Genomic DNA, 20,505 nt, shown 5'->3' with positions numbered 1-20,505 from the left:
TTAATACGAGTTAGATTAAGATTCAGTATTAAAAATTTAACTTTCAATCAATTAATAGTACCTTTGCAACTCAAATTATAGAAATGAGATTACACAGAAATTTAGTTTATACTACCATTGACTCTTTGAATGCTATTTTCAATGAAGGAGAATATGCTGATAAAGTGGTAGCCAGAGCATTAAAAAAAGACAAACGTTGGGGAAGTTCTGACAGGAAGTTTGTTGCTGAAACGATATACGAAATTGTTCGCTGGAAACGATTATACGCTGAAATTGCCGAAGTAAAAGAACCTTATGACAGAGACAATCTATGGAGAATGTTTGCGGTTTGGGCTGTTTTACGCGGTTATCCGATTCCAGATTGGAGACAGTTGGAAGGAACTCCAGAAAGAAAAATTAAGGGACGTTTTGATGAACTTTCAAAAGTAAGAGCGGTAAAAGAATCTATTCCAGATTGGATGGATAAATTGGGCGTAAAAGAACTTGGAGAAAAAGTTTGGGCAAAAGAAATTGCAGCTCAAAATCAGCCTGCAAAAGTTATCTTGAGAACTAATACTTTAAAAGGCACCAAAGAAAGTCTTAGAAATACTTTAATGGATTTAAATATTGAAACTGAATATTTAAAAGACCAGCCAGATGCTCTTGTTTTAAAAGAAAGAGCAAACGTATTTTTGACAGACGCTTTTAAACAAGGACTTTTTGAAGTTCAAGATGCGAACTCTCAGTTAGTTGCAGACTTTTTAGATGTAAAACCAGGAATGCGCGTAGTAGATACTTGCGCTGGTGCTGGCGGAAAAACATTGCACATGGCTTCTCTAATGCAAAATAAAGGACAATTGATCGCAATGGACTTGTACGAAAGTAAATTGAAACAATTGAAATTAAGAGCTAAAAGAAATGGCGCTTTTAATATCGAATATCGCATTATCGACAGCACAAAAGTGATCAAGAAATTACACGAAAAAGCTGATCGTGTTTTAATTGATGCACCATGTAGCGGATTAGGAGTTTTGAAAAGAAACCCAGATTCTAAATGGAAATTACAGCCTGAGTTTATCGATAACATTCGTAAAGTTCAGAGCGAAGTTTTAGAAAGCTATTCTAAAATTGTAAAACCAGGCGGAAAATTAGTTTATGCAACTTGTTCAGTTCTTCCATCAGAAAACCAAGAACAGGTAGAGAAATTCTTAAAAACAGAAATTGGACAACAATTTACTTTTATTGAAGATCGTAAAATGTTAGCTTCAGAATCTGGTTTTGACGGATTCTATATGGCACTTATGGAACGTAAGAAATAAGAAATTCCAATATTTAAATTTCAAATTCCAATTTGTTTTGGAATGTCTAAATACTAAAAATTCCAAATCCCAATTGAAAAAGTTGGAATTTGGAATTTTTTATTTTGGAATTTCCATTAAAGCTTTGGAATTTGGAATTTAAATATTGGAATTTTACTCCTGAAGGGTGGGTTTTCGCAACAACTTTCCATTTTCATTTTCTTTGAATTTTGAGACGAAGACGATTTCTTTTGGCTTCTCATATTTCCCTAAAACATCGAAGAAATCAGGCTCAAATTCTTGTTTTTCTCCTTCGATAACTAAAACTAATTTTTCTCCAAGAGTTGTATCTGGAAGTCCTGTTACAAAAAACCTATTAGCAATTTTCCCTATCAGTTTAGCTTCAATCTGCTCTGGAATCAGCTTTACTCCTCCACTATTGATTACATTATCAATTCTTCCCAAAAACTTAAACTGCTGTTCATTTACCAATTCTACCAAATCATTTGTGACAATTGGCTCATCAGAAATCGAGGCAACATTAATCACCAAGCATTGGCGATCGTCCTGAGAGATTTTGACATTTGGCAGAATTGAAAAAACAGAATCTCCCAAACGTTTCGCTGCAATATGCGTAATCGTTTCGGTCATTCCGTATGTCTCGTAGATTTCTGTTTTAAGCGGCAACAATTTCTCTTCAAGAGCCGAATCCAATTTTGCTCCTCCAATAATTAATTTACGAACTTTTGAAAGTCCTTCTATAGAATTTTGAACTTGAAGCGGCACCATTGCAACAAAATCATATGTGGTTGTATTTAGTTCCAGCGGATGCAGACTTGGAGAAACCACATCTAACTCCAAACCTAAAATTAAACTTCTCACCAGCATCATCTTTCCTGCTATAAATTGCGTAGGCAGACATAATAAAGCTTTATTTCCTGGCTCTAAACCAAAAAAATCACCTGTTGCCAATGCTGACTGAATCATAGCCTGTTTCTTCAATCTGACAAGTTTTGGAAGTCCTGTTGTTCCAGAGGTTGTCATTTCGATATAATCCTTTTTATCAAACCAATCCAAGAAAAACTCTCCAATTGATTGCTCATAAGCATCGCCTTCTTTGATAAAACTATAAGCGACGCGGCACAAATCTTTTGCATTTAGATGGTACCCATTTAATTTGAAATAATTGTGAACCTTATTTTGAGTTAAGTTTTGCATATTCTTAAGCATTTAATTCGACATTATTAATATTTCCTGTTAGCCTTTCTTTCCAATTTGTCCAGCCGTATTTTTTACTGAAAATAAAAAGCAGAATAGGATAAATAATAACCACTGGCATAATGACATCAATTCCTGCTGAAGGCTCTGAAAGATCTTTAAATATAGAATGGGTTTGAAAAACAGTCCAATCTGAAGTAACCAATAATGCTCCTACAAGATTGTTTGCAGCATGAAATCCGAGTGCCAATTCCATGCCTTCATCCATTAGCGTTATCACACCCAAAAACAATCCCGTTCCTATATAATAAATCATGATGACACTTCCCATTTTTTCAACTTCAGGATTGGTCCAATGCATGGAGCCAAATATTACAGAAGTCATCAAGAGCGGAAACCATCTGTTCTGAGCTAAATTAGCAAATCCTTGCATTAAATATCCTCTAAAAACATATTCTTCGGTAGAAGTCTGAATCGGAATTAAAACGCATCCTAAAACTGCTAATATCAAAAAAGGAACTAATTTAAACTGCAATACAAATTGTTCAGGAGATCTTAAATATACAAACAAAAAACTGAGCAAGGAGAAAAATGACCATAAAAAGAAAGAAAACCAGATTCTTTTCCAATCAACTCCAGGTCTTGAAGTTGTGACCGACAATAGAGTTTGGCGGTGAATATATTTTACCACAAAATAAATTCCCGCAAAAGCAAAAATGAAAGAAATCATTATCAGAAAAAGAGTTGTATTAGATTCAAACATTTTCATTATTCCCTCATTTGTAGTTGGAAAAGCAATGTGTTCTGTAAATGTTTTATAAAATACAGCGGCTGTAATTGGAATTTGCCCTATAAAAGATGCTGAAATAATAAAAACTGATCCTACAAGATATTTCCAAAATTTATTTTCGGGTTTAATTCCTTGTTCTAAAAACATAAATTTAAAATTTTAAAAAATGAGAATTCAAATTCGATAAGTTAATCATACTTTTGATAGTGCTAAAATACCTCCTTTTTATTTTACGAATATTAAACATTTAAATATAACAAAATGATACAAATTTACCACAATCCAAGATGCGGAAAATCGAGAAATTGCTTGGCTTTTATTGAAAAATCAAATCAGGATTTTAAAATCATACCTTACTTAACTGAAACTCCATCTTTTGACCAATTAAAAACCTTATCAGGACAGTTAAATCTTGAACCAATCCAGCTGATTAGAACGAAAGAAAAAATCTGGATCGAAAATTTTAAAGGAAAAGCCTTGAGCGATGACGAGATTATAAATGCCATGGTAGAAAACCCAATTTTAATAGAGCGTCCGATTGTTGTAAAAGACGGAAAAGCTATAATTGGCCGGGATCCAGAACTTGTCGCTTCTTTTTTAGATTGATTCTAAAATACCCTATTAACATTTTTTTGTGATTTTTCTCTTTAAACCAAAAACTACATTTGGCGTCTAAAGAGAAAAAGAAAACCAGAAATGAAAAAAATCAAATTTGCCGTATTACTTGTATTCTTGTTTACAAGTTTTTACAATTACTCTCAACAAGGTCCCGGAGGCAGACCCAAAGTAAAAGTCACCGGAAAAGTTTTCGAGAAAGTAAGCAAACAACCCCTAGAGTATGCTACAATTTCACTTACTGCTCCAAATGATACAAAAGTTGTTGCTGGCGGAATCACAAATCCAAAAGGAGAATTTGAAGTTGCGGTTGCACCCGGAACTTACGATATAAAAGTGGAGTTTATTTCATTCAAATCGACTGAAATCAAACAAAAAAGCATTCAAGACGATACCAATTTAGGTGTTGTAAATTTATCTGAAGATGCTGCACAATTGAATGAAGTTGTAGTTCGTGCAGAAAAATCGACGGTAGAAATCAAACTAGACAAAAAAGTTTACAATGTTGGACAGGATATGATTGTAAAAGGCGGAAGCGTGAGCGATGTTTTAGACAACGTTCCTTCTGTTTCTGTGGATACTGAAGGAAACGTTAGTTTAAGAGGAAGCGACAACATTCGCATTTTAATCGACGGAAGACCTTCGCAAGCCATAAATATTGCAGAAGCTTTAAGACAGCTTCCAGCGGATGCAATTGACAAAGTAGAGGTAATTACAAACCCATCAGCGCGTTATGATGCTGAAGGCGGTTCTGGAATTATCAATATTGTTCTTAAAAAAGGAAAAAATCAAGGTTTCAACGGAACTTTTATAGCTTCAACAGGTTTACCAGAAACGTATGGATTAAGTGCTAACTTAAATTACAAAACTGAAAAGTTAAACTATTTTACAACTGCCGGTTACAACTACAGAACTACAGAAGGAGCTGGTAAAACAAATTCCGAATATTTTGACGAAAACGAAATAACAAGAAGCTATTTAGATGAAGACCGTGACACAAAACGTCTTAGAAAAGGCTTTAACGGAAGAGCTGGTGTTGAATGGACCATAACCCCTTCTACATTTTGGACAAATGCTATCAACTACCAAAAAAATACTGGTGACGATAGAGATTTGATCAATTATTACAATTACGATGCCGATCGAAATTTTACTGGAACAACGTATCGTTTAAACAACGCAGATACTGGAAGCGAAAACTTCGAGTATACTTCTAATTTGATTAAGAATTTCAACGATAAAGGGCACAAACTTACCGCAGACCTTTCTATTTCAAGAAATACAGACGATAGCTACAGTACTATTACAGCCTCACCGAATTTCAATAATACATTAAACGATCAGATCCAAAAACAAGTATTATTTCAGGCAGATTATGTTCTTCCGCTAGGAAAAGGAAGCCAGTTTGAAGCAGGATATAAAGGAAGTTTTGGAGATCTAAACAACGAATATTATGTAACTGAAAATGGAGGAGCAAAAGATCCTAATTTATCAAATACTTTAGAATACAAAGAAAACATCAATGCGCTTTACACACAGTATGGTTTCAAAGTAAATAAATTCTCTTATTTATTTGGTTTAAGATGGGAAGACACAGACATCCATGTTAATTTGCTAGACAATAGCGATTTCAATACCAAGAAATACAACAACTTATTTCCAAGTGCTTTTATTAGTTACGAAATCTCAGATCAAAGTAATTTCTCTGCAAGCTATAGCAAACGTTTGTCAAGACCAAGAGGACGTTTCATGAACCCAGCAGTTAACTACGCTAGTAACGTTAACATCTTTCAAGGAAATCCAGACTTAGACCCTTCTTTGACAGACAAATATGATATTGGCTACATCAAAAAATGGGATAAAGTAACCTTCAATACATCGGCATATTTTGAAGACACAAAAGATGTTTTCAGCTTTGTACGATCTCCTACTGGAGACGAAGTTAATGGAGTGCCTGTAATCAAAAGCCAACCTATTAACTTAGGAAAAGAGCAAAAATTTGGTTTCGAATTTACGTTCAATTACACTCCATTCAAATGGTGGAAATTAAACAGTAACTTTAACTTCTTCAATGTAAAAACTACAGGGGAACATAGTTATACAGATACGCAAGGAAAAGAGATTGTTCAAGATTTAGACAATCAGGCTAATTCTTGGTTTGCAAGAGTAAACTCTAAAGTGACACTTCCGTACAAAATTGACTGGCAGTTGACAGCAATGTATAACGGAGAACAAAAAACAGCTCAAGGTAAAAACTTAGGCCAATTCGGAATGAATACTGCTTTCAGCAAAGATGTTATGAAAGACAAAGGAACTATTGCTTTCAACATTAGCGACGTATTCAATTCAAGAAAAATGAGATCGTACACGTATTTAGATGATGTAAGTTCATATAGCGAATTCCAATTCCGTAAACGTCAGTTCAATTTATCATTCACATACCGTTTCAACAAACCAAAAGGTGAAAGAGATAAAAATGCACAGCCAAGAAATGATGGCGGTGGAGACGGCGGTGGAGATTTTCCTGGATAAAATCTTTTAAATTCCAATCTGGATAAAAAATTCCAAATTCCAATTTTATCATTGGGATTTGGAATTTTCTATTTATAAGGAACCCGACAGTTTTTAAAAACCTATCGGCTTTAAATAAGCTTGTCAAATTGGAATTTGGAATTTGTCCCGAGGCTTCCGGATTGGAATTTCCTTTTTTTTGGCACAAAAAAAAAGAACCTTTTGGGTTCTTTTTTTATGACATCAATCTAAAATTAAATAGATTGTTCTTCTTGTCTTTTTCTGGCTCTTTTTTCTTTAATCATTTCCCAGCTAGCTCCTGTTACCCAATAAGATAAGAAACCTACCAAGAAAAACATTAACCAAAACCCTATAGTTAGTATGGTTAAGAAAAGTAAAAAACCTAAGTACTGTGAAAATTCAAACATGTTTTCCGGAATTTTTGAATGTTACCACAAATGTAGGGTATATATTTTTTCTCAGCAATAAAATCTAAATCAATTTTCGTTAAATAACATTTATCCGTATATTTATACTCATTTTAAATAAGCTTTTTTAGGTCATACAATCCCTTTCTCTAAAAGAGTTCAGAGGAATTTCATCAAAACATTTCACATTTTACAAATAACATTTTTACATACAACATAATGAAATACAGAATAGAAAAAGACACCATGGGCGAAGTTCAAGTCCCAGCCGACAAATATTGGGGTGCACAAACAGAACGATCTAGAAATAATTTCAAAATTGGGCCGGCGGCATCCATGCCAAAAGAAATCATAGAAGGTTTTGCTTACTTAAAAAAAGCCGCTGCTTATGCCAATTACGATTTAGGCGTTTTGCCAATCGAAAAAAGAGATGCAATCGCAGCAGTTTGCGACGAAATTCTTGAGGGAAAACTAGATGACCAATTCCCTCTTGTAATCTGGCAGACGGGTTCTGGAACGCAAAGCAATATGAACGTAAACGAAGTAATTGCCAACCGCGCTCAAGTCCTTAAAGGTTTTGAAATTGGCGAAGGCGAACAATTTATAAAAGCCAACGACGATGTAAACAAATCCCAATCGTCAAATGATACTTTCCCAACTGGAATGCATATTGCCGCTTACAAAATGGTCGTAGAAACTACGATTCCTGGTATCGAAAAACTTCATGCTACTTTAGCCAAAAAAGCTGCAGAATTTAAAGATGTTGTCAAAATCGGCCGTACGCACTTAATGGATGCGACACCATTAACTCTTGGTCAGGAAATTTCAGGTTACGCAGCACAACTAGCCTTCGGATTAAAAGCCTTAAAAAATACTTTATCCCATTTATCTGAAATCGCTCTTGGAGGAACAGCTGTTGGAACAGGATTAAACACTCCAAAAGGATATGATGTAAAAGTTGCAGAATATATCGCAAAATTTACCAACCATCCTTTTGTAACGGCAGAAAATAAGTTTGAAGCGCTTGCAGCACACGATGCAATTGTAGAAACACACGGAGCTTTAAAACAATTGGCTGTCTCTTTAAATAAAATTGCCAACGATGTTAGAATGCTGGCTTCAGGTCCTCGTTCTGGAATTGGCGAAATTCATATTCCTGAAAATGAACCAGGTTCTTCTATTATGCCTGGAAAAGTAAATCCAACGCAATGTGAAGCTTTAACCATGGTTTGCGCTCAAGTTATTGGAAATGATATGGCAATTGCTGTTGGCGGTATGCAAGGGCACTATGAACTGAATGTTTTCAAACCTGTAATGGCGGCCAATTTTTTACAATCGGCACAATTATTAGGTGATGCCTGTGTTTCTTTTGACGAACATTGCACACAGGGAATCGAACCAAATCATAAACGCATCAAAGAATTAGTTGATAATTCGCTTATGCTAGTAACTGCTTTAAACACCAAAATCGGATACTATAAAGCGGCAGAAATTGCTCAAACCGCTCATAAAAACGGAACAACTTTAAAAGAAGAAGCTGTCCGACTTGGTTATGTAACTCCAGAAGATTTTGATGCTTGGGTAAAACCTGAAGATATGGTTTGAGTTATGAATTATGAGTTATTACTCTAACGTAAATAATAAAAGGAGAAACATAAATGTTTCTCCTTTTTTATAGACAAAATCGGCTAACTCTAATTCATAATTCATAACTTATTTACCGTCTACATAATCCTGTAAATAACTGAATCTTTCTGTTAGTTTTCCGTTTTCAGTGATTTTGGCGCGTTTTAAGATTCCGTCTTTATCACCGTTGAAGAAAGCTGGAATTACGTGTTCCATAAATTGTTCTCCAAAACCTTCGCTGGCATCTTTTGGAATTTCACACGGCAGATTATCTACTGCCATTACTGCAACTGCAGCTGGATGAAAAAGATCAACTTCACGATCTTCTAACGGAAAATACCCATATAAGGGATCTTCAATGGTTGACGAACGTATTGTACAAGCAATCGGACCGTTAACATCACAAGAAATATCAGCTACCACTTTCAATTTGCAGTCGCTTGCGTTCAGCATTTCTTTGGTTAAAATCATCGGTGCATTATTGGCATAAAAATGTCCAGCAAAATAAATGTCAGATACTTTCGTGAATCGTTCAAAATCAGATTCATACTCTTCTGGATGCTTAACAAAATCTACAAAATCCAAAACCTGCCCGTCTTTCCTTTTGTTGTATTCCAAAACATCCAATTGCACATAAACCGCTTGAGCATATTTTTTAGTCAAATAATTATCAATTGTAATTTCCTTCACTTTTATAGCATCCAAAATTTCTTTGGCTCCGCTCCCAACCTTTCCAGTTCCAGTAACTACAAATTTCAGAGCTGGCATTGTAATGCGCTTTAAGTGTTTTATCAAATCTTCTTTTCCTGAAAGAGTTTCTGCTTTTGGAAGTTTGAACAATTCGAATTTAATTCCGAATGCACGGATTCCGTTATAAACCCCAACCATTCCAGCATATTTTCCAAAACCAATTAAACGATGATCGTGTTCGTTTACAATCGTTTCATGATCGTATAAATCAATATTTTTTTCTAAAATCGCCTGAAGTAATTTTCTATTATGAGGCTGTTTTTTAATTGTATGAGAAAAAAAGAAATACGCTTTATTTGGAATCAAGCTTTCTACAGGAACTTCTTTCACACCAAATAAAACATCGCAGTCAGAAACATCATCAGTAACGGTAATTCCCATATTTTTATAGTCATCATCAGAAAAAATTCTGATATCTGAACTTTCGACTTTTACAGAGGCATCATGATAAAGTTGCTTTAATCTTGTCAATTCATTTGGAGAAAAAACAACTCTTCTGTCAGGCGGGTTTTTTCTCTCTTTTATGATTCCAAATTTCATTAGATTGGTTTTTTAGTATTTAATAATATAACTTTTTAAAACATATTTGTTTCAAATATAACAAATTTAGTTAAAATTTTGTTTCAAAAATTCTATTTAAAATGTTCCAAAACCGTTAAAAGCTGAAAAACAACCGAGTAAAATTTAGTTTTCTTAAAAAAATGTTAAAAAACACAAAATAGAGCCCAAGAACCAAGAATACAACAAAATTGAATTCGATATATTTGTTTTTAAAGAACGATGCAAATGATTTTCCTTAAAAAAACAAAGATACCACAAATACTTTTTTCAATACTGGTTTTAAGTTCATGTGGCCAAAACAAAACAGCAGCCACAGATACAACTCAGACAGTCGAAGATACCTTACCTAAAATGAAGCCGTTAGGAGCTGAACCGAAAGTTTCACAGGCTTATAAAAACTCAGTTGTCGGCAGAATAAATCACTTTTACAACAAAAATTGGCCAAATAATACCATGAATGGAAGCTTCTTAGTGGCCAAAAATGGACAAATTTTATTTGAAAGATATAATGGTTATGCCAATAAAAATGAAGGAACGGAGATAACTCCTGAAACACCTGTACAAATTGCTTCTGTGAGCAAAGTGCTAACTGCCACAGCGGTTTTAAAATTGGTTAACGCAGGTAAAATCGATTTGGACCAAAAAGTAAATACTATTTTAAAAACTTTCCCATACGAAGAATGTACCATAAGAATGTTATTGGATCACCGCACAGGAATGCGTAATTACGCTTATTTCACAGACCGCGACAAATCGATTTGGGACAGACATAATCAATTAACCAATAAAGACATTTTAGATATTCTGGCTACAAAAGATATTGGTTTGGAAGCTAAAACTGGAACACGTTTTAGTTATTGCAATACGAATTATGCCATGCTGGCTCTTATTATAGAAAAAATTACGGGCTTAAGTTATAAAGAAGCCATGTCTGAAATGATTTTTAAGCCTTTGGGAATGACTCATACTTATGTTTTTGATGATGATAAAGACAGAAAAAAAATTGTTCCTTCTTATAAAGGCAACGGTGTAGAAATTGGCTTTGATTATTTAGATAATGTTTACGGAGATAAAAATATCTTCTCGACTGCACGAGATCTTTTAAAATTTGATCGCGCAAGACAATCGCCAGATTTCTTAAAACCTGAATTATTAAAACAAGTTTACACTGGCTATAGCAATGAACGTAAAGGAACTAAGAATTACGGTCTTGGGATTAGAATGATTAATTGGGAAACGGGACAGAACTTTTATTTTCATAATGGATGGTGGCATGGAAACACCTCATCTTATATTACTTTGATGAAAGAAGGCGTAACGATTATTGCCCTGTCTAATAAGATGACTAGAAACACTTATGCCGTTCGCAAACTAGCTCCGATTTTTGGAGATTACCCATTTAATTTTAAAGACGAAGAATAACAAAATTTTTCTGAAAATTTTAGCAGAAAGTAATTTCAAATAGTCTAAATTTGCAGACTTATTTTTTGGGGTCGACTGGTTTTGACAGCAAGTCGAATTGAACAGTAAGCACGTCGAGCATTGAGACCTTGCTCGTAAATATAAGATCTCGAACTTTTACACGGCGAAAATAATTACGCTTTAGCTGCATAATCCGAATCATAGTACGATTGCGCCACGTCTCTACAAGGTAGAGAAGCTGGATTCTCCTGGAAAGCCTTGGTTTGTGGCGTTCCGTTCAGGGGAACCGTAAAAATAAACCTAGATTTCCATGAGCTTCGGGTGGATTTCGAAATTTAAGAAGATAAGTGTTGGGTGGTTGTTTCTGGCCTAGCTCAACATCGAAAATCCAATCAGGAAATAAGCGTGTAGAAAGCTCTTTAGTTGCTTGTTTGGACCCGGGTTCGATTCCCGGCGACTCCACAAAAAAGCCTGTAAACAATTTGTTTACAGGCTTTTTTTTTGGTTGACAATCTGGTTGATATTTTTCTCCTTTGGTTTATCTTAATTTTTTGATGCTAAATGATAGCAATTCCAAAATAATTTTAAAACATCGCGGAGCTATCCATACATATTTTTTATCTCCGACATAACAAAGGTACTTTGGGTACTTCCTATGCTTTCAACTGACCCCAATTTATTAAACACAAAATCCTGATAATGCTTCATATCTTTGGCAGAAACTTTCATTAAAAAATCGTAATCGCCTGAGATATTATAACATTCTACAACTTCTTCTATTTTCATAATATCACTGACAAACTGATTCCCAATATTACGATCGTGCTGTTTTAGTTTGATATTACAAAAAACAATGAATCCCCTGTTTAATTTTTCTGCATCAAGAAGCGCTATGTATTTCTTAATATAACCATTGTTCTCTAATCTTTTAATACGCTCAAAAACGGGCGATGGGGAAAGATTTACCATCTTCGCCAGTTCTTTTACTGTATATTTAGAATTATCGTGAAGTATATTTAATAACTGAAGATCAATATCATCTATCTGCTCCATAGAATTTTACTTTAAATTAGGTTTAATTTATTTCTAAATTAGAATAAAATTCTTTAAATACAACTAGAAACAACACAAAAATCTTATTTTACACCAATTAAAAAAATAATAACCTGCACTTATTTGATATAACAAAAATTACACTTCTTTTCGCCGAGCCATACCCTGAGCGATAATACTGGCGGCAATCAATTGCAATGCATGGTAAAGCATGAGCGGCAGCAATACGATCCCGGTGATAGTACTGTGCTGAAAAAGTACTTTTGACATAACGGTGCCATGTACCAATGACTTTTTTGACCCGCAGAATAAGACCGTAATACGATCTTCATCTGAAAAACCAAGCAGACGGCTGAGTAGTCCTACACAAAAGAATACCACAAAAAACAACGCCATCATCCCTACAGCAAGTCCGGCAAGTTCCAGAGCGGTGAAACCTTCAAAAAGATGTTCGGAGAATGACTTGCAAAACGACGTGTAAATAATGGTTAGAATAACTGCCTGGTCGAAATATTTGAGCTGCTTCTTGTATTTTTCAGCAATGGCGCCGAAACGGGAATTAAGGCTTATTCCAATTATGACAGGTAACAAGACTTGAAGAATCAACTTTATGACGATTTGAGTAACATCAAAATCGCCTGTCGCAGAAGCTATAAACAGCCCAACCCAGAGCGGCGTAACCAATACTCCGATCAAACTAGAAATGCTTGCATTGAAAATCGCTGCGGGAATGTTTCCCTTGGCAATAGAAACCATAACCACTGAAGAGGATACTGTTGACGGTAAAGCCGCCAAAAAAAATACACCCAACCACAGCAGCTCGAACCCGTTATTGACAAACAACGGGCGAAATGCCAAAACAATGAGCGGAAAAAATAAAAAGGTGGTCAACTGGACGACAATGTGCATTTTCCAGTTGGAAAGTCCGGCTTTTAGTTTCTCAACACTCAGTCGCATGCCATAAAACAAGAAAATCAAGGAAACCCCAGCATTAGCAATCTCCTCCAGCGAAACAGGTTCTTTAACCATGCCTGGCTTTGGTAAAAAATAAGCCATCAGAATCATGGTGGCTATCATTAACAGGAAACCATCGAAACCTGTTTTTTTTAATACTTGTAATAATTTTTTCAATGTGTATTAAATATTATTCCTCCATAGAAGTATGGACTCCATTATTAATATCGAGACTAATCCCAAGTTCTTTGCGTATAATTTCTGCTCCTGCGCTTAAAGCACTTAATTTGCCTCTAGCTACGTTTCGAGATAACGGAGCCATACCGCAGTTTGTAGAAGGGTAAAGATTTTCGACATCTACAAACTCAAGAGCTTTACGCAGGGTATCAGCTACTTCTTCTGGCGTTTCGATAGTGTTGGTTGCCACATCAATGGCACCGACCATTACTTTTTTACCGCGAACCAATTCCATTAAATCTAAAGGCACATTGGAATTGTGACATTCTAAAGACACCACATCAATTTTAGATTTTTGAATTTTCGGGAAAATTTCTTCGTATTGTCGCCACTCAGAACCTAATGTCTTTTTCCAATCGGTATTTGCCTGTATTCCATAACCATAACAAATATGAACAGCAGTTTGACAATGTAAACCTTCAATGGCTCTTTCTAATGCCGCCATTCCCCAATCGTTCACTTCATCAAAGAACACATTAAATGCAGGTTCATCAAACTGGATAATATCTACCCCTGCGTCTTGAAGTTCTCTTGCTTCTTGATTGAGTGCTTTCGCAAATTCCCATGCCAATTTTTCTCGGCTTTTATAATGGTCGTCGTACAAGGTATCTACCATTGTCAGCGGGCCTGGCAATGCCCATTTTATAGGTTTATTAGTCTGTTTGCGTAAAAATTTAGCATCTTCAACAAAAACTGCTTTTTGGCGTGCAACCTCACCTACAACCACTGGAACACTCGCATCATAACGGTTACGGATTTTTACGGTTTTACGGTTTTCAAAATCTACACCGCTTAAATGCTCGATAAAAGTCGTTACAAAATGCTGGCGTGTTTGTTCGCCGTCACAAATGATATCTAGATCTGCCAATTGCTGTTCCTGCAGAGAAATGCGGAGAGCATCCTGTTTCCCTTCAAGTAACTGATCTCCTTCTAATTTCCATGGTGACCAAAGTTTTTCGGGTGGTGCAAGCCAGGCTGGTTTGGGTAAACTTCCAACAATAGAGGTGGGTAGTAATAATTTTTTCATAATAATATAATTTTAATGCGTTGTAATCAATTAAAGGGTAAAATTAGCAGACCATTGTTCCAAGAGACTTTTGTAAGGCTTAATGAAATGCTCTTCTGCATATTTACCCTGCTCAACAGCCAGTCGGCTGCGCTCTTCGCGGTCATAAATCACGCGAGTCAATGAATAATCTTCGTGTTTAAGACTAGGCTTATAGATTTTTCCAGCCACTGAATTTGCATTGTAAATTTCAGGGCGATAAATCTTCTGGAAAGTCTCCATTGTGCTGATTGAGCTGATTAATCCAAGATCAGTATAATCAGCAAGCAGATCTCCAGAATGATAAAAAGCCATCGGTGCCACACTATTCGGAGGCATGAAAAAACGAACTTTTAATCCCATTTTAGAGAAATATTCATCAGTGAGAGAATATTCATTCTGCAGATACTCAAAACCCAGAACAGGATGCTGGTAGTCAGTGCGGGTATACGTTTTGTTGCTCGATACACTTAAACAAATGATCGGTGACATCTTAAAATGCTCTTTATAAGTGACCGAATTCACAAAACATTTATAAAGTTTGCCGTGCAAATCGCCAAAATTTTCAGGAATAGAAAAAGTAGATTTATTTTTATTGTACTCGGTCAATAAAATACTGAAATCATAATCACGAACATAAGAAGAATAATTGTTTCCGGCAACCCCTTCGATTTGCTGGCCAGTTTTACGGTCAATAATATTCGTTTTTAAAACTTCAATCATCGGTAAATCGTTACTGCCATTTTTATCATCAATACTCATCGTTACTGTGAGGATTTCAAGTTCTATAAGGTAACGATCAGCTTTTGGATTATCCAGATGAGCCAATGCATTGAATCGATTGTTAATCATATTTAAGGCATTGCGTAAGTTTTGCTGGCGCTTATCTCCTCTAGCCAGATTCGCAAAATTGGTTGTCAAACGCGTTTGGCTTGAGGGGTGATAGTTTTCATCTAAACAGGTGCTCTTTAGTTTGAATGCGAAATCATTCTTGATTGCATTCTGAGTGGTTTTAATATCTTGCTTTTCGTTTATTTCCCTTTCTTCTTGTATGTTCGCTTTCATTTGATGATAATATTTAGTTTTTTATCCTGCAAATTTTAAAATAAAAGATTAAATATTTTCATTCATACTAAAAATCAGATAATTATTCTTTTTATGTATGCTTATAAAGATTATTATCCTTTAAACAAATATAATAATGAAAGAAAACAGATAATTATTCTTTAGTGCACTTAAGAAGATTGATTCGGAGTTTCCTTTATTACTTCAAAAACTCGAAAAAGAAAATATAAAGGAAAAATTACACCTGATAAAAGCTCAAATAATACTACTTTCAAATACTGGACATAATGTAAAATGATTGCAATCTTCTTTGTCTCGAACTTAAATCACATATACTATTTTAATGGATATTATTTAAGTTTATCAATAAACATTACGATGGGAATTAGCTGTTCGAATGAAATCCCGCGACTCCACAAAAAAGCCTGTAAACTTGATGTTTACAGGCTTTTTTTCAATTGTTTCTACAATAGTTTTAACTATAACGGTTGCATTAAGTATTCTAAACGACAAATACGGCTTCCCTACAAAGAAGACCGCATCTATCAAACTAATTCAAATTAAAAAAACTATAAAGTTGCTTTTACTTCACCACAGGTAAGCATATTTTTTGGATAGTACGGATTTTTGATTTCTTTACTATCGCTTGTCCAAACTGCACCAGTCATTGGGCAGACTTGTAAATATAATGTTTCATCTGCTGCTTTAAATTTTGCTGCCTGATCCCAATATTTTACTGAAAGAGTCTCAAAAATCTTGCGCTGTTTATTAATGTTTTTTGTCGTGGCAATCTGATTAGCCAATTCTATAATTTCTTTTCTTGAAATTGTAGCAATGTTCATTTGTTCCAACGTTAACTTTTTAAACTTGAAGTTTTTCAAAGAATTTGTCAAAGCTACAGCACTTTTAACGGCAACAAGACTATCCGAAAGTATTAAGCTATTTTTTAAAGCCAAATAACTCTTTGTAATTTCTTTCTTTTGCTCTTCTCTTTTTTGCACCAATTCTGGAGTCACTTCTTCTTTTGATGTTAATTGTGCTTGAGCCAAAGTACTTAAGCAAATAAATGCTATAACTAATATTTTTTTCATATTGCGGTTTTATCTAATTTATTAACGATTTTATCGATTTCGATTAAAATGTTTTCGAAATGATCTTTATTAAATCCTGTTGAAGCATCCATAAGCTTTGTAACATCGGTTCTTAATTTAATAAGATGCTGTTTCCCGTATAGTCTCACATCACTTCTTTGCGCTGCATTTAGAGCTTTACCTGGTTCTGTTTCTTTCGGCAAAAGCAACATGCCTAGTTTTTCAATATAACCACGCTGTAAACTTCTTCTGTAAAAATCTTGTTTTTCATCGCCTGTAAATTTCACCCAAACTGTTTGCTGTAAATCATTTAGAAATTCAGGAACTGTATAAGCATTTTCAAACTGGATCGATTTAAGACTAATATTGTACAGCATGCCTGGGCTTAAAAGCATATTTAGAACCTGATTCTGCTGATCTGAAATTTGATCAGCTGTTTTTAAAGAAATAAGCTGATCAATTTCCTGCGGGTACATCCATAGGGGAGCTACAAACAATTGTCTTCCTACATAATCAATTGCGGCTTTTACTTTTGCTTTTGGTATCTGCTGATAGACAACACCTTTTTCATCTACAGTTCTTTTGGTTACGTAATTATTGCCGATATATTTCAGTACGTGGTACAAATAGATACTATATTGTGACACCACCGCTTTATGCATATCCGATAAATTGTCATAAGCATCATTAGGCTGATAGGTCCATTCGATAAGATTTGGCACAACGCGCTTTAAATTTTTTATTCCGTAATCACTTGCCTTTACTGCGTCATCACCGATATCTTCTCTTTGGCTGCGCGGATCTTCATCTTTACCTTCTCCGCCAAACCATAATTTAGGATTAGCAGCTAAACTATCAGTAGTTAATTTCGCCAATATTTTTTCTTCTTCAAACTCGTCCTTCGCATTTGGATAATATCCATAACCCCATTGAACCGCCCATTTGTCGTAGCTTCCAATACGCGGATAAATTCCTTTTGGACTAATATTGTCTTCTGGCTGCGCCACATAATTAAAGCGGGCATAATCCATAATAGAAACGGTATGGCCATTGGCTTCTACCCATTTTTTGTCACGAAGTTTTTCTACTGGAGTAGCATTACTTGCTCCCATATTATGGCGTAAACCAATAGTGTGACCTATTTCATGCGAAGAAACAAAACGGATTAATTGTCCCATTAATTCATCATCCAGATGCATTTTTCTTGCTCTCGCGTCAAGAGGTCCAGCCTGAATCATATACCAGCGCTGCACTAATTTCATCACATTATGATACCAACCAACATGGCTTTCTATAATTTCACCGCTTCTTGGATCGCTCACACGAGGCCCATAGGCATTTGGCGTTTCAGAAGCGTAATATCTTACTACAGAATACCTTGCATCTTCTAGACTCATCGTTTTATCGTCTTCTGGCCATTCTTTCCCTACAATCGCATTTTTAAAACCAGCGGCCTCGAAAGCTTTCTGCCAGTCGTTGATTCCCGCAATTAAATATGGCCTCCATTTTTTTGGCGTTGCTGGATCTATGTAATAAACGATTTGCTTTTTTGGTTCAACCAATTCGCCTTTTAGATATTTTTTAATATCCTTCTCTTTTGGCTCTAAACGATATCTCTGAATGATAAATTTCTTCTGTGCGCGTTGTTCGTCATCATCAAAAAGGACATATTTGTTGGCAAAGTATCCCACTCTTTCATCAAAAAAGCGTTTGCGCATTGGTGTTTTAGGCAATAATACAATAGATGTATTTAATCTAATGGTTATGCTTCCGCTGCTTGCAGTACTGCTTGTGTACGTTTTTGTGGTTTTCACTTCGATATTGATTGCATAGGTATCAATAGCCTCAATAAAAGATTTATCATCGGCAAGAGAAGTCAGTTTTTTTTCTGTTTTCTCTTTGCTTTCTAAAGAAAACATCGGATTATCTTTTTTGAATGCATCTGTTACATCAATAACAATATTTCCGTTATCTGGATTAGTTGTCTTTATTGGAAAAGCCCCTACAATTGGGTTTTCATTACTTCCAGCCAATGCTTTTGCCAACATTGAATCAGCCGAACGCACATCTTGCTTATATTGCAGCGATCTCAAATAAACCGTGTTATTAGCTCCTTTTTCAAAATAAATGGTTTGTTCGTTGGCTTTTTCTCCTCCAAAAGCTCCCATTCCTTCCGGAGTAGATAAATATCGTGTTACCACTAGCATGTATCTATTAAACAAGCTATCTGGAATCTGAAAATAATATTTAGTATCAACCTGGCTTACAGTAAAAAGCCCTGATTTATTTTTTGCTTTTTCTGTTATTACCTTATTATAAGCCTGCATGCCTTTGGGCTGTGTACTGGTACTATCGGCTTTTTTTTCTGGGGTTTGAGCAAAACCATGCTGCCAAGCAGACAGCATGGTTAGTATTATAATTAACTTTTTCATTGAAATTAAAACGGAACTTTTTCGTCTGTATTTAAAGTAAGCTTTGGATTTTTTGTCAGTGCCGATAAAGGAAACGGAATAATGTACAATCTTGAGTTAGGCTGCAATGTATAAGTCTTTTGAGGAACTGTTTTGTTTACGATTGGAAATACTCTTGTTATTGTTTTTGCATATTCTGCTTCTGTATTTAATCGCTTTAGGTCAAAAAATCTATTAAATCCTAACAGTAGTTCTTTTCTGCGTTCGTTCACCACCAATTCCATAGTTTCTTTTCTAGTAGCAGGAACCGTTAAATTTACTGTGCCAGATAGAATACGTTTTGCTCTTAAAGTATTTAAAACTCCTACTGCTTCGTTTAATTTATTGTCTCTGGCATAACATTCTGCCAGCATTAAATATACTTCAGTAGTCTTCATGCCAACTGTTGGATAAAAAAACCTTGTATATTGAACTCCCCAATAAGCAGTATTCGAACCCTGATCTAAATTGGTTGTACTGGTAGAATTGAAAAACAAATTAAAACGAGCATCATTTGTTCCAAATAAAGTTCTCAATTCAGGGCTAATAATATAGCTCTGCGCAAAATTCATTTCGTTATAACCTGTCATGTACATATAACTAAGAACTTCAATATTGTCTGCAGCTGGAACAGCCACTGATGTTGGCCCTCCTTTTGCGCTGTAAGCAACCATATCAAATATCTGATTGTTATAACTCAATGACTTTTCTGCCGCAGCCTGTGCCGCCGCAATTTCGCGTTTAAACAAATGTACTTTAGCTTTAAATGCGTAGGCAAATGCGAGTGATGGGTGATAAACATCCATTGGTTTTTCCTTCAGATATGGCAACGCATCTTCTATATCTTTTTGTATGAAATCGTAAACCTGGGCAACAGTAGATTTTGAAGGCTGCGCTTCCAGATCAAATTTATCCATGATACAAATTCCTCCATCAGTCGCAGCGGTTTGCGGATCATATGCCTTAGCATACGTATTTACTAATAAGAAATGATCGTATGCTCTGTAAATTTTAGCTTCGGCTTTGGCCAATTGCTTTATGCTCTCATCTCCTTTACTATCATCAACCAACGAAATAACAGTATTCCATCTATTAATATAAGTATAAGCTTGATTATAAAAACTTGAAGCTGTGAATAAAGAAACCCTGTCTATAGTTTCATCAAAAGTAAAATTAATGATGTCAATGTTTGGCGTTCTTCCTATTACGTTGGCTTCTCTCATCCATTGGTCATCTGACAAATATTGAAAGTTATTGATTGGATACCCTCTATTTGGCAGCGAAACTAATTCAAGAAATTGTTGAGGAGTTTCGATCACCAAAGCGCCTTTGGGTGTTATTTCAGTGTATTCTTCGCATGATGAAATCGTTAACATCATCAAAGACAATAATAGTATATAAACCTGTTTCAT

At 35.2% G+C, this 20,505-nt stretch carries 16 protein-coding genes and 1 other RNA gene; 6 read left to right on the top strand and 11 right to left on the bottom strand.

The genetic code is table 11. From position 1 onward, the window contains the following. Positions 1 to 83 precede the first annotated feature (83 nt). Complete coding sequence (locus GR162_RS11030) at positions 84 to 1,298, top strand: RsmB/NOP family class I SAM-dependent RNA methyltransferase (protein WP_160782192.1); 1,215 nt, start codon at positions 84 to 86, stop codon at positions 1,296 to 1,298. A 153-nt stretch (positions 1,299 to 1,451) separates the two neighbouring features. Here GR162_RS11030 and GR162_RS11025 read toward each other — a convergent pair whose 3' ends face one another. Further along, positions 1,452 to 2,495 (bottom strand): AMP-binding protein, encoded by a 1,044-nt coding sequence (locus GR162_RS11025; protein ID WP_202393928.1) that lies wholly within the window; start codon positions 2,493 to 2,495, stop codon positions 1,452 to 1,454. 4 nt (positions 2,496 to 2,499) lie between these two features. After that, positions 2,500 to 3,432 carry a CPBP family intramembrane glutamic endopeptidase gene (locus GR162_RS11020; RefSeq protein ID WP_160782190.1) on the bottom strand — a complete coding sequence of 311 codons (933 nt, stop codon included), beginning with the start codon at positions 3,430 to 3,432 and terminating at the stop codon, positions 2,500 to 2,502. Positions 3,433 to 3,546: 114 nt separating this feature from the next. Between GR162_RS11020 and GR162_RS11015 the strand changes: the two genes are divergently transcribed. Both GR162_RS11015 and GR162_RS11010 read left to right on the top strand, forming a co-directional pair. Continuing rightward, the gene (locus GR162_RS11015) at positions 3,547 to 3,891 is read left to right on the top strand and encodes an arsenate reductase family protein (protein ID WP_160782189.1); all 345 of its coding nucleotides are present in this window, start codon (positions 3,547 to 3,549) and stop codon (positions 3,889 to 3,891) included. Positions 3,892 to 3,981: 90 nt separating this feature from the next. Next, positions 3,982 to 6,432: an outer membrane beta-barrel family protein gene (locus tag GR162_RS11010; protein ID WP_160782188.1), complete on the top strand. Its 2,451-nt coding sequence runs from the start codon at positions 3,982 to 3,984 to the stop codon at positions 6,430 to 6,432. 233 nt (positions 6,433 to 6,665) lie between these two features. On the opposite strand, the gene GR162_RS22160 is transcribed toward GR162_RS11010, so the two are convergent. Then, positions 6,666 to 6,839: a hypothetical protein gene (locus GR162_RS22160; RefSeq protein ID WP_008468464.1), complete on the bottom strand. Its 174-nt coding sequence runs from the start codon at positions 6,837 to 6,839 to the stop codon at positions 6,666 to 6,668. A 219-nt stretch (positions 6,840 to 7,058) separates the two neighbouring features. Here GR162_RS22160 and fumC point away from each other — a divergent pair, with 219 nt between their 5' ends. Beyond that, the gene (gene fumC, locus GR162_RS11005; protein ID WP_160782187.1) at positions 7,059 to 8,444 is read left to right on the top strand and encodes a class II fumarate hydratase; all 1,386 of its coding nucleotides are present in this window, start codon (positions 7,059 to 7,061) and stop codon (positions 8,442 to 8,444) included. Between the two features lie 108 nt (positions 8,445 to 8,552). Here fumC and GR162_RS11000 read toward each other — a convergent pair whose 3' ends face one another. Further along, positions 8,553 to 9,755: an NAD(P)-dependent oxidoreductase gene (locus tag GR162_RS11000; protein WP_119792266.1), complete on the bottom strand. Its 1,203-nt coding sequence runs from the start codon at positions 9,753 to 9,755 to the stop codon at positions 8,553 to 8,555. Positions 9,756 to 9,995: 240 nt separating this feature from the next. On the opposite strand from GR162_RS11000, the gene GR162_RS10995 reads away from it, so the two are divergent. Both GR162_RS10995 and ssrA read left to right on the top strand, forming a co-directional pair. Beyond that, on the top strand, positions 9,996 to 11,198 hold the full coding sequence (locus tag GR162_RS10995) for a serine hydrolase (RefSeq protein ID WP_008468458.1): 1,203 nt from the start codon (positions 9,996 to 9,998) through the stop codon (positions 11,196 to 11,198). A 67-nt stretch (positions 11,199 to 11,265) separates the two neighbouring features. After that, positions 11,266 to 11,663: a transfer-messenger RNA gene (gene ssrA, locus GR162_RS10990) on the top strand. A 135-nt stretch (positions 11,664 to 11,798) separates the two neighbouring features. Here the strand turns inward: ssrA and GR162_RS10985 are convergent. The 7 genes from GR162_RS10985 to GR162_RS10955 all read right to left on the bottom strand — a co-directional run bounded on the left by GR162_RS10985 (position 11,799) and on the right by GR162_RS10955 (position 20,505). Beyond that, the gene (locus tag GR162_RS10985) at positions 11,799 to 12,251 is read right to left on the bottom strand and encodes an Lrp/AsnC family transcriptional regulator (RefSeq protein WP_008468454.1); all 453 of its coding nucleotides are present in this window, start codon (positions 12,249 to 12,251) and stop codon (positions 11,799 to 11,801) included. A 138-nt stretch (positions 12,252 to 12,389) separates the two neighbouring features. Then, complete coding sequence (locus GR162_RS10980; protein WP_160782186.1) at positions 12,390 to 13,382, bottom strand: bile acid:sodium symporter family protein; 993 nt, start codon at positions 13,380 to 13,382, stop codon at positions 12,390 to 12,392. A 13-nt stretch (positions 13,383 to 13,395) separates the two neighbouring features. Then, on the bottom strand, positions 13,396 to 14,469 hold the full coding sequence (locus GR162_RS10975; RefSeq protein ID WP_160782185.1) for a methionine synthase: 1,074 nt from the start codon (positions 14,467 to 14,469) through the stop codon (positions 13,396 to 13,398). A gap of 30 nt (positions 14,470 to 14,499) precedes the next feature. Further along, positions 14,500 to 15,552 (bottom strand): DUF1852 domain-containing protein, encoded by a 1,053-nt coding sequence (locus tag GR162_RS10970; protein ID WP_160782184.1) that lies wholly within the window; start codon positions 15,550 to 15,552, stop codon positions 14,500 to 14,502. A gap of 569 nt (positions 15,553 to 16,121) precedes the next feature. Beyond that, positions 16,122 to 16,643 (bottom strand): DUF3347 domain-containing protein, encoded by a 522-nt coding sequence (locus tag GR162_RS10965; RefSeq protein ID WP_160782183.1) that lies wholly within the window; start codon positions 16,641 to 16,643, stop codon positions 16,122 to 16,124. After that, positions 16,640 to 19,075 carry a zinc-dependent metalloprotease gene (locus GR162_RS10960; protein ID WP_160782182.1) on the bottom strand — a complete coding sequence of 812 codons (2,436 nt, stop codon included), beginning with the start codon at positions 19,073 to 19,075 and terminating at the stop codon, positions 16,640 to 16,642. Before GR162_RS10960 ends, GR162_RS10965 begins: the two co-directional genes overlap by 4 nt. A gap of 5 nt (positions 19,076 to 19,080) precedes the next feature. Continuing rightward, the gene (locus tag GR162_RS10955; protein WP_066033944.1) at positions 19,081 to 20,505 is read right to left on the bottom strand and encodes a RagB/SusD family nutrient uptake outer membrane protein; all 1,425 of its coding nucleotides are present in this window, start codon (positions 20,503 to 20,505) and stop codon (positions 19,081 to 19,083) included.

The organism is Flavobacterium sp. HBTb2-11-1, from assembly GCF_009826975.1.
Lineage (GTDB): Bacteria > Bacteroidota > Bacteroidia > Flavobacteriales > Flavobacteriaceae > Flavobacterium.
This window is presented reverse-complemented; position numbering and strand designations above follow the sequence as displayed.

Bases quoted from the DNA above. Each gene is read 5' to 3' on its own strand.
- GR162_RS10995 (WP_008468458.1), top strand. From the start codon at position 9,996: ATGCAAATGATTTTCCTTAAAAAAACAAAGATACCACAAATACTTTTT.
- fumC (WP_160782187.1), top strand. From the start codon at position 7,059: ATGAAATACAGAATAGAAAAAGACACCATGGGCGAAGTTCAAGTCCCA.
- GR162_RS11025 (WP_202393928.1), bottom strand. From the start codon at position 2,495: ATGCAAAACTTAACTCAAAATAAGGTTCACAATTATTTCAAATTAAAT.
- GR162_RS11010 (WP_160782188.1), top strand. From the start codon at position 3,982: ATGAAAAAAATCAAATTTGCCGTATTACTTGTATTCTTGTTTACAAGT.
- GR162_RS10975 (WP_160782185.1), bottom strand. From the start codon at position 14,469: ATGAAAAAATTATTACTACCCACCTCTATTGTTGGAAGTTTACCCAAA.
- GR162_RS10985 (WP_008468454.1), bottom strand. From the start codon at position 12,251: ATGGAGCAGATAGATGATATTGATCTTCAGTTATTAAATATACTTCAC.
- GR162_RS11000 (WP_119792266.1), bottom strand. From the start codon at position 9,755: ATGAAATTTGGAATCATAAAAGAGAGAAAAAACCCGCCTGACAGAAGA.
- GR162_RS11020 (WP_160782190.1), bottom strand. From the start codon at position 3,432: ATGTTTTTAGAACAAGGAATTAAACCCGAAAATAAATTTTGGAAATAT.
- GR162_RS11015 (WP_160782189.1), top strand. From the start codon at position 3,547: ATGATACAAATTTACCACAATCCAAGATGCGGAAAATCGAGAAATTGC.
- GR162_RS11030 (WP_160782192.1), top strand. From the start codon at position 84: ATGAGATTACACAGAAATTTAGTTTATACTACCATTGACTCTTTGAAT.
- GR162_RS10970 (WP_160782184.1), bottom strand. From the start codon at position 15,552: ATGAAAGCGAACATACAAGAAGAAAGGGAAATAAACGAAAAGCAAGAT.
- GR162_RS22160 (WP_008468464.1), bottom strand. From the start codon at position 6,839: ATGTTTGAATTTTCACAGTACTTAGGTTTTTTACTTTTCTTAACCATA.
- GR162_RS10960 (WP_160782182.1), bottom strand. From the start codon at position 19,075: ATGAAAAAGTTAATTATAATACTAACCATGCTGTCTGCTTGGCAGCAT.
- GR162_RS10955 (WP_066033944.1), bottom strand. From the start codon at position 20,505: ATGAAACAGGTTTATATACTATTATTGTCTTTGATGATGTTAACGATT.
- GR162_RS10965 (WP_160782183.1), bottom strand. From the start codon at position 16,643: ATGAAAAAAATATTAGTTATAGCATTTATTTGCTTAAGTACTTTGGCT.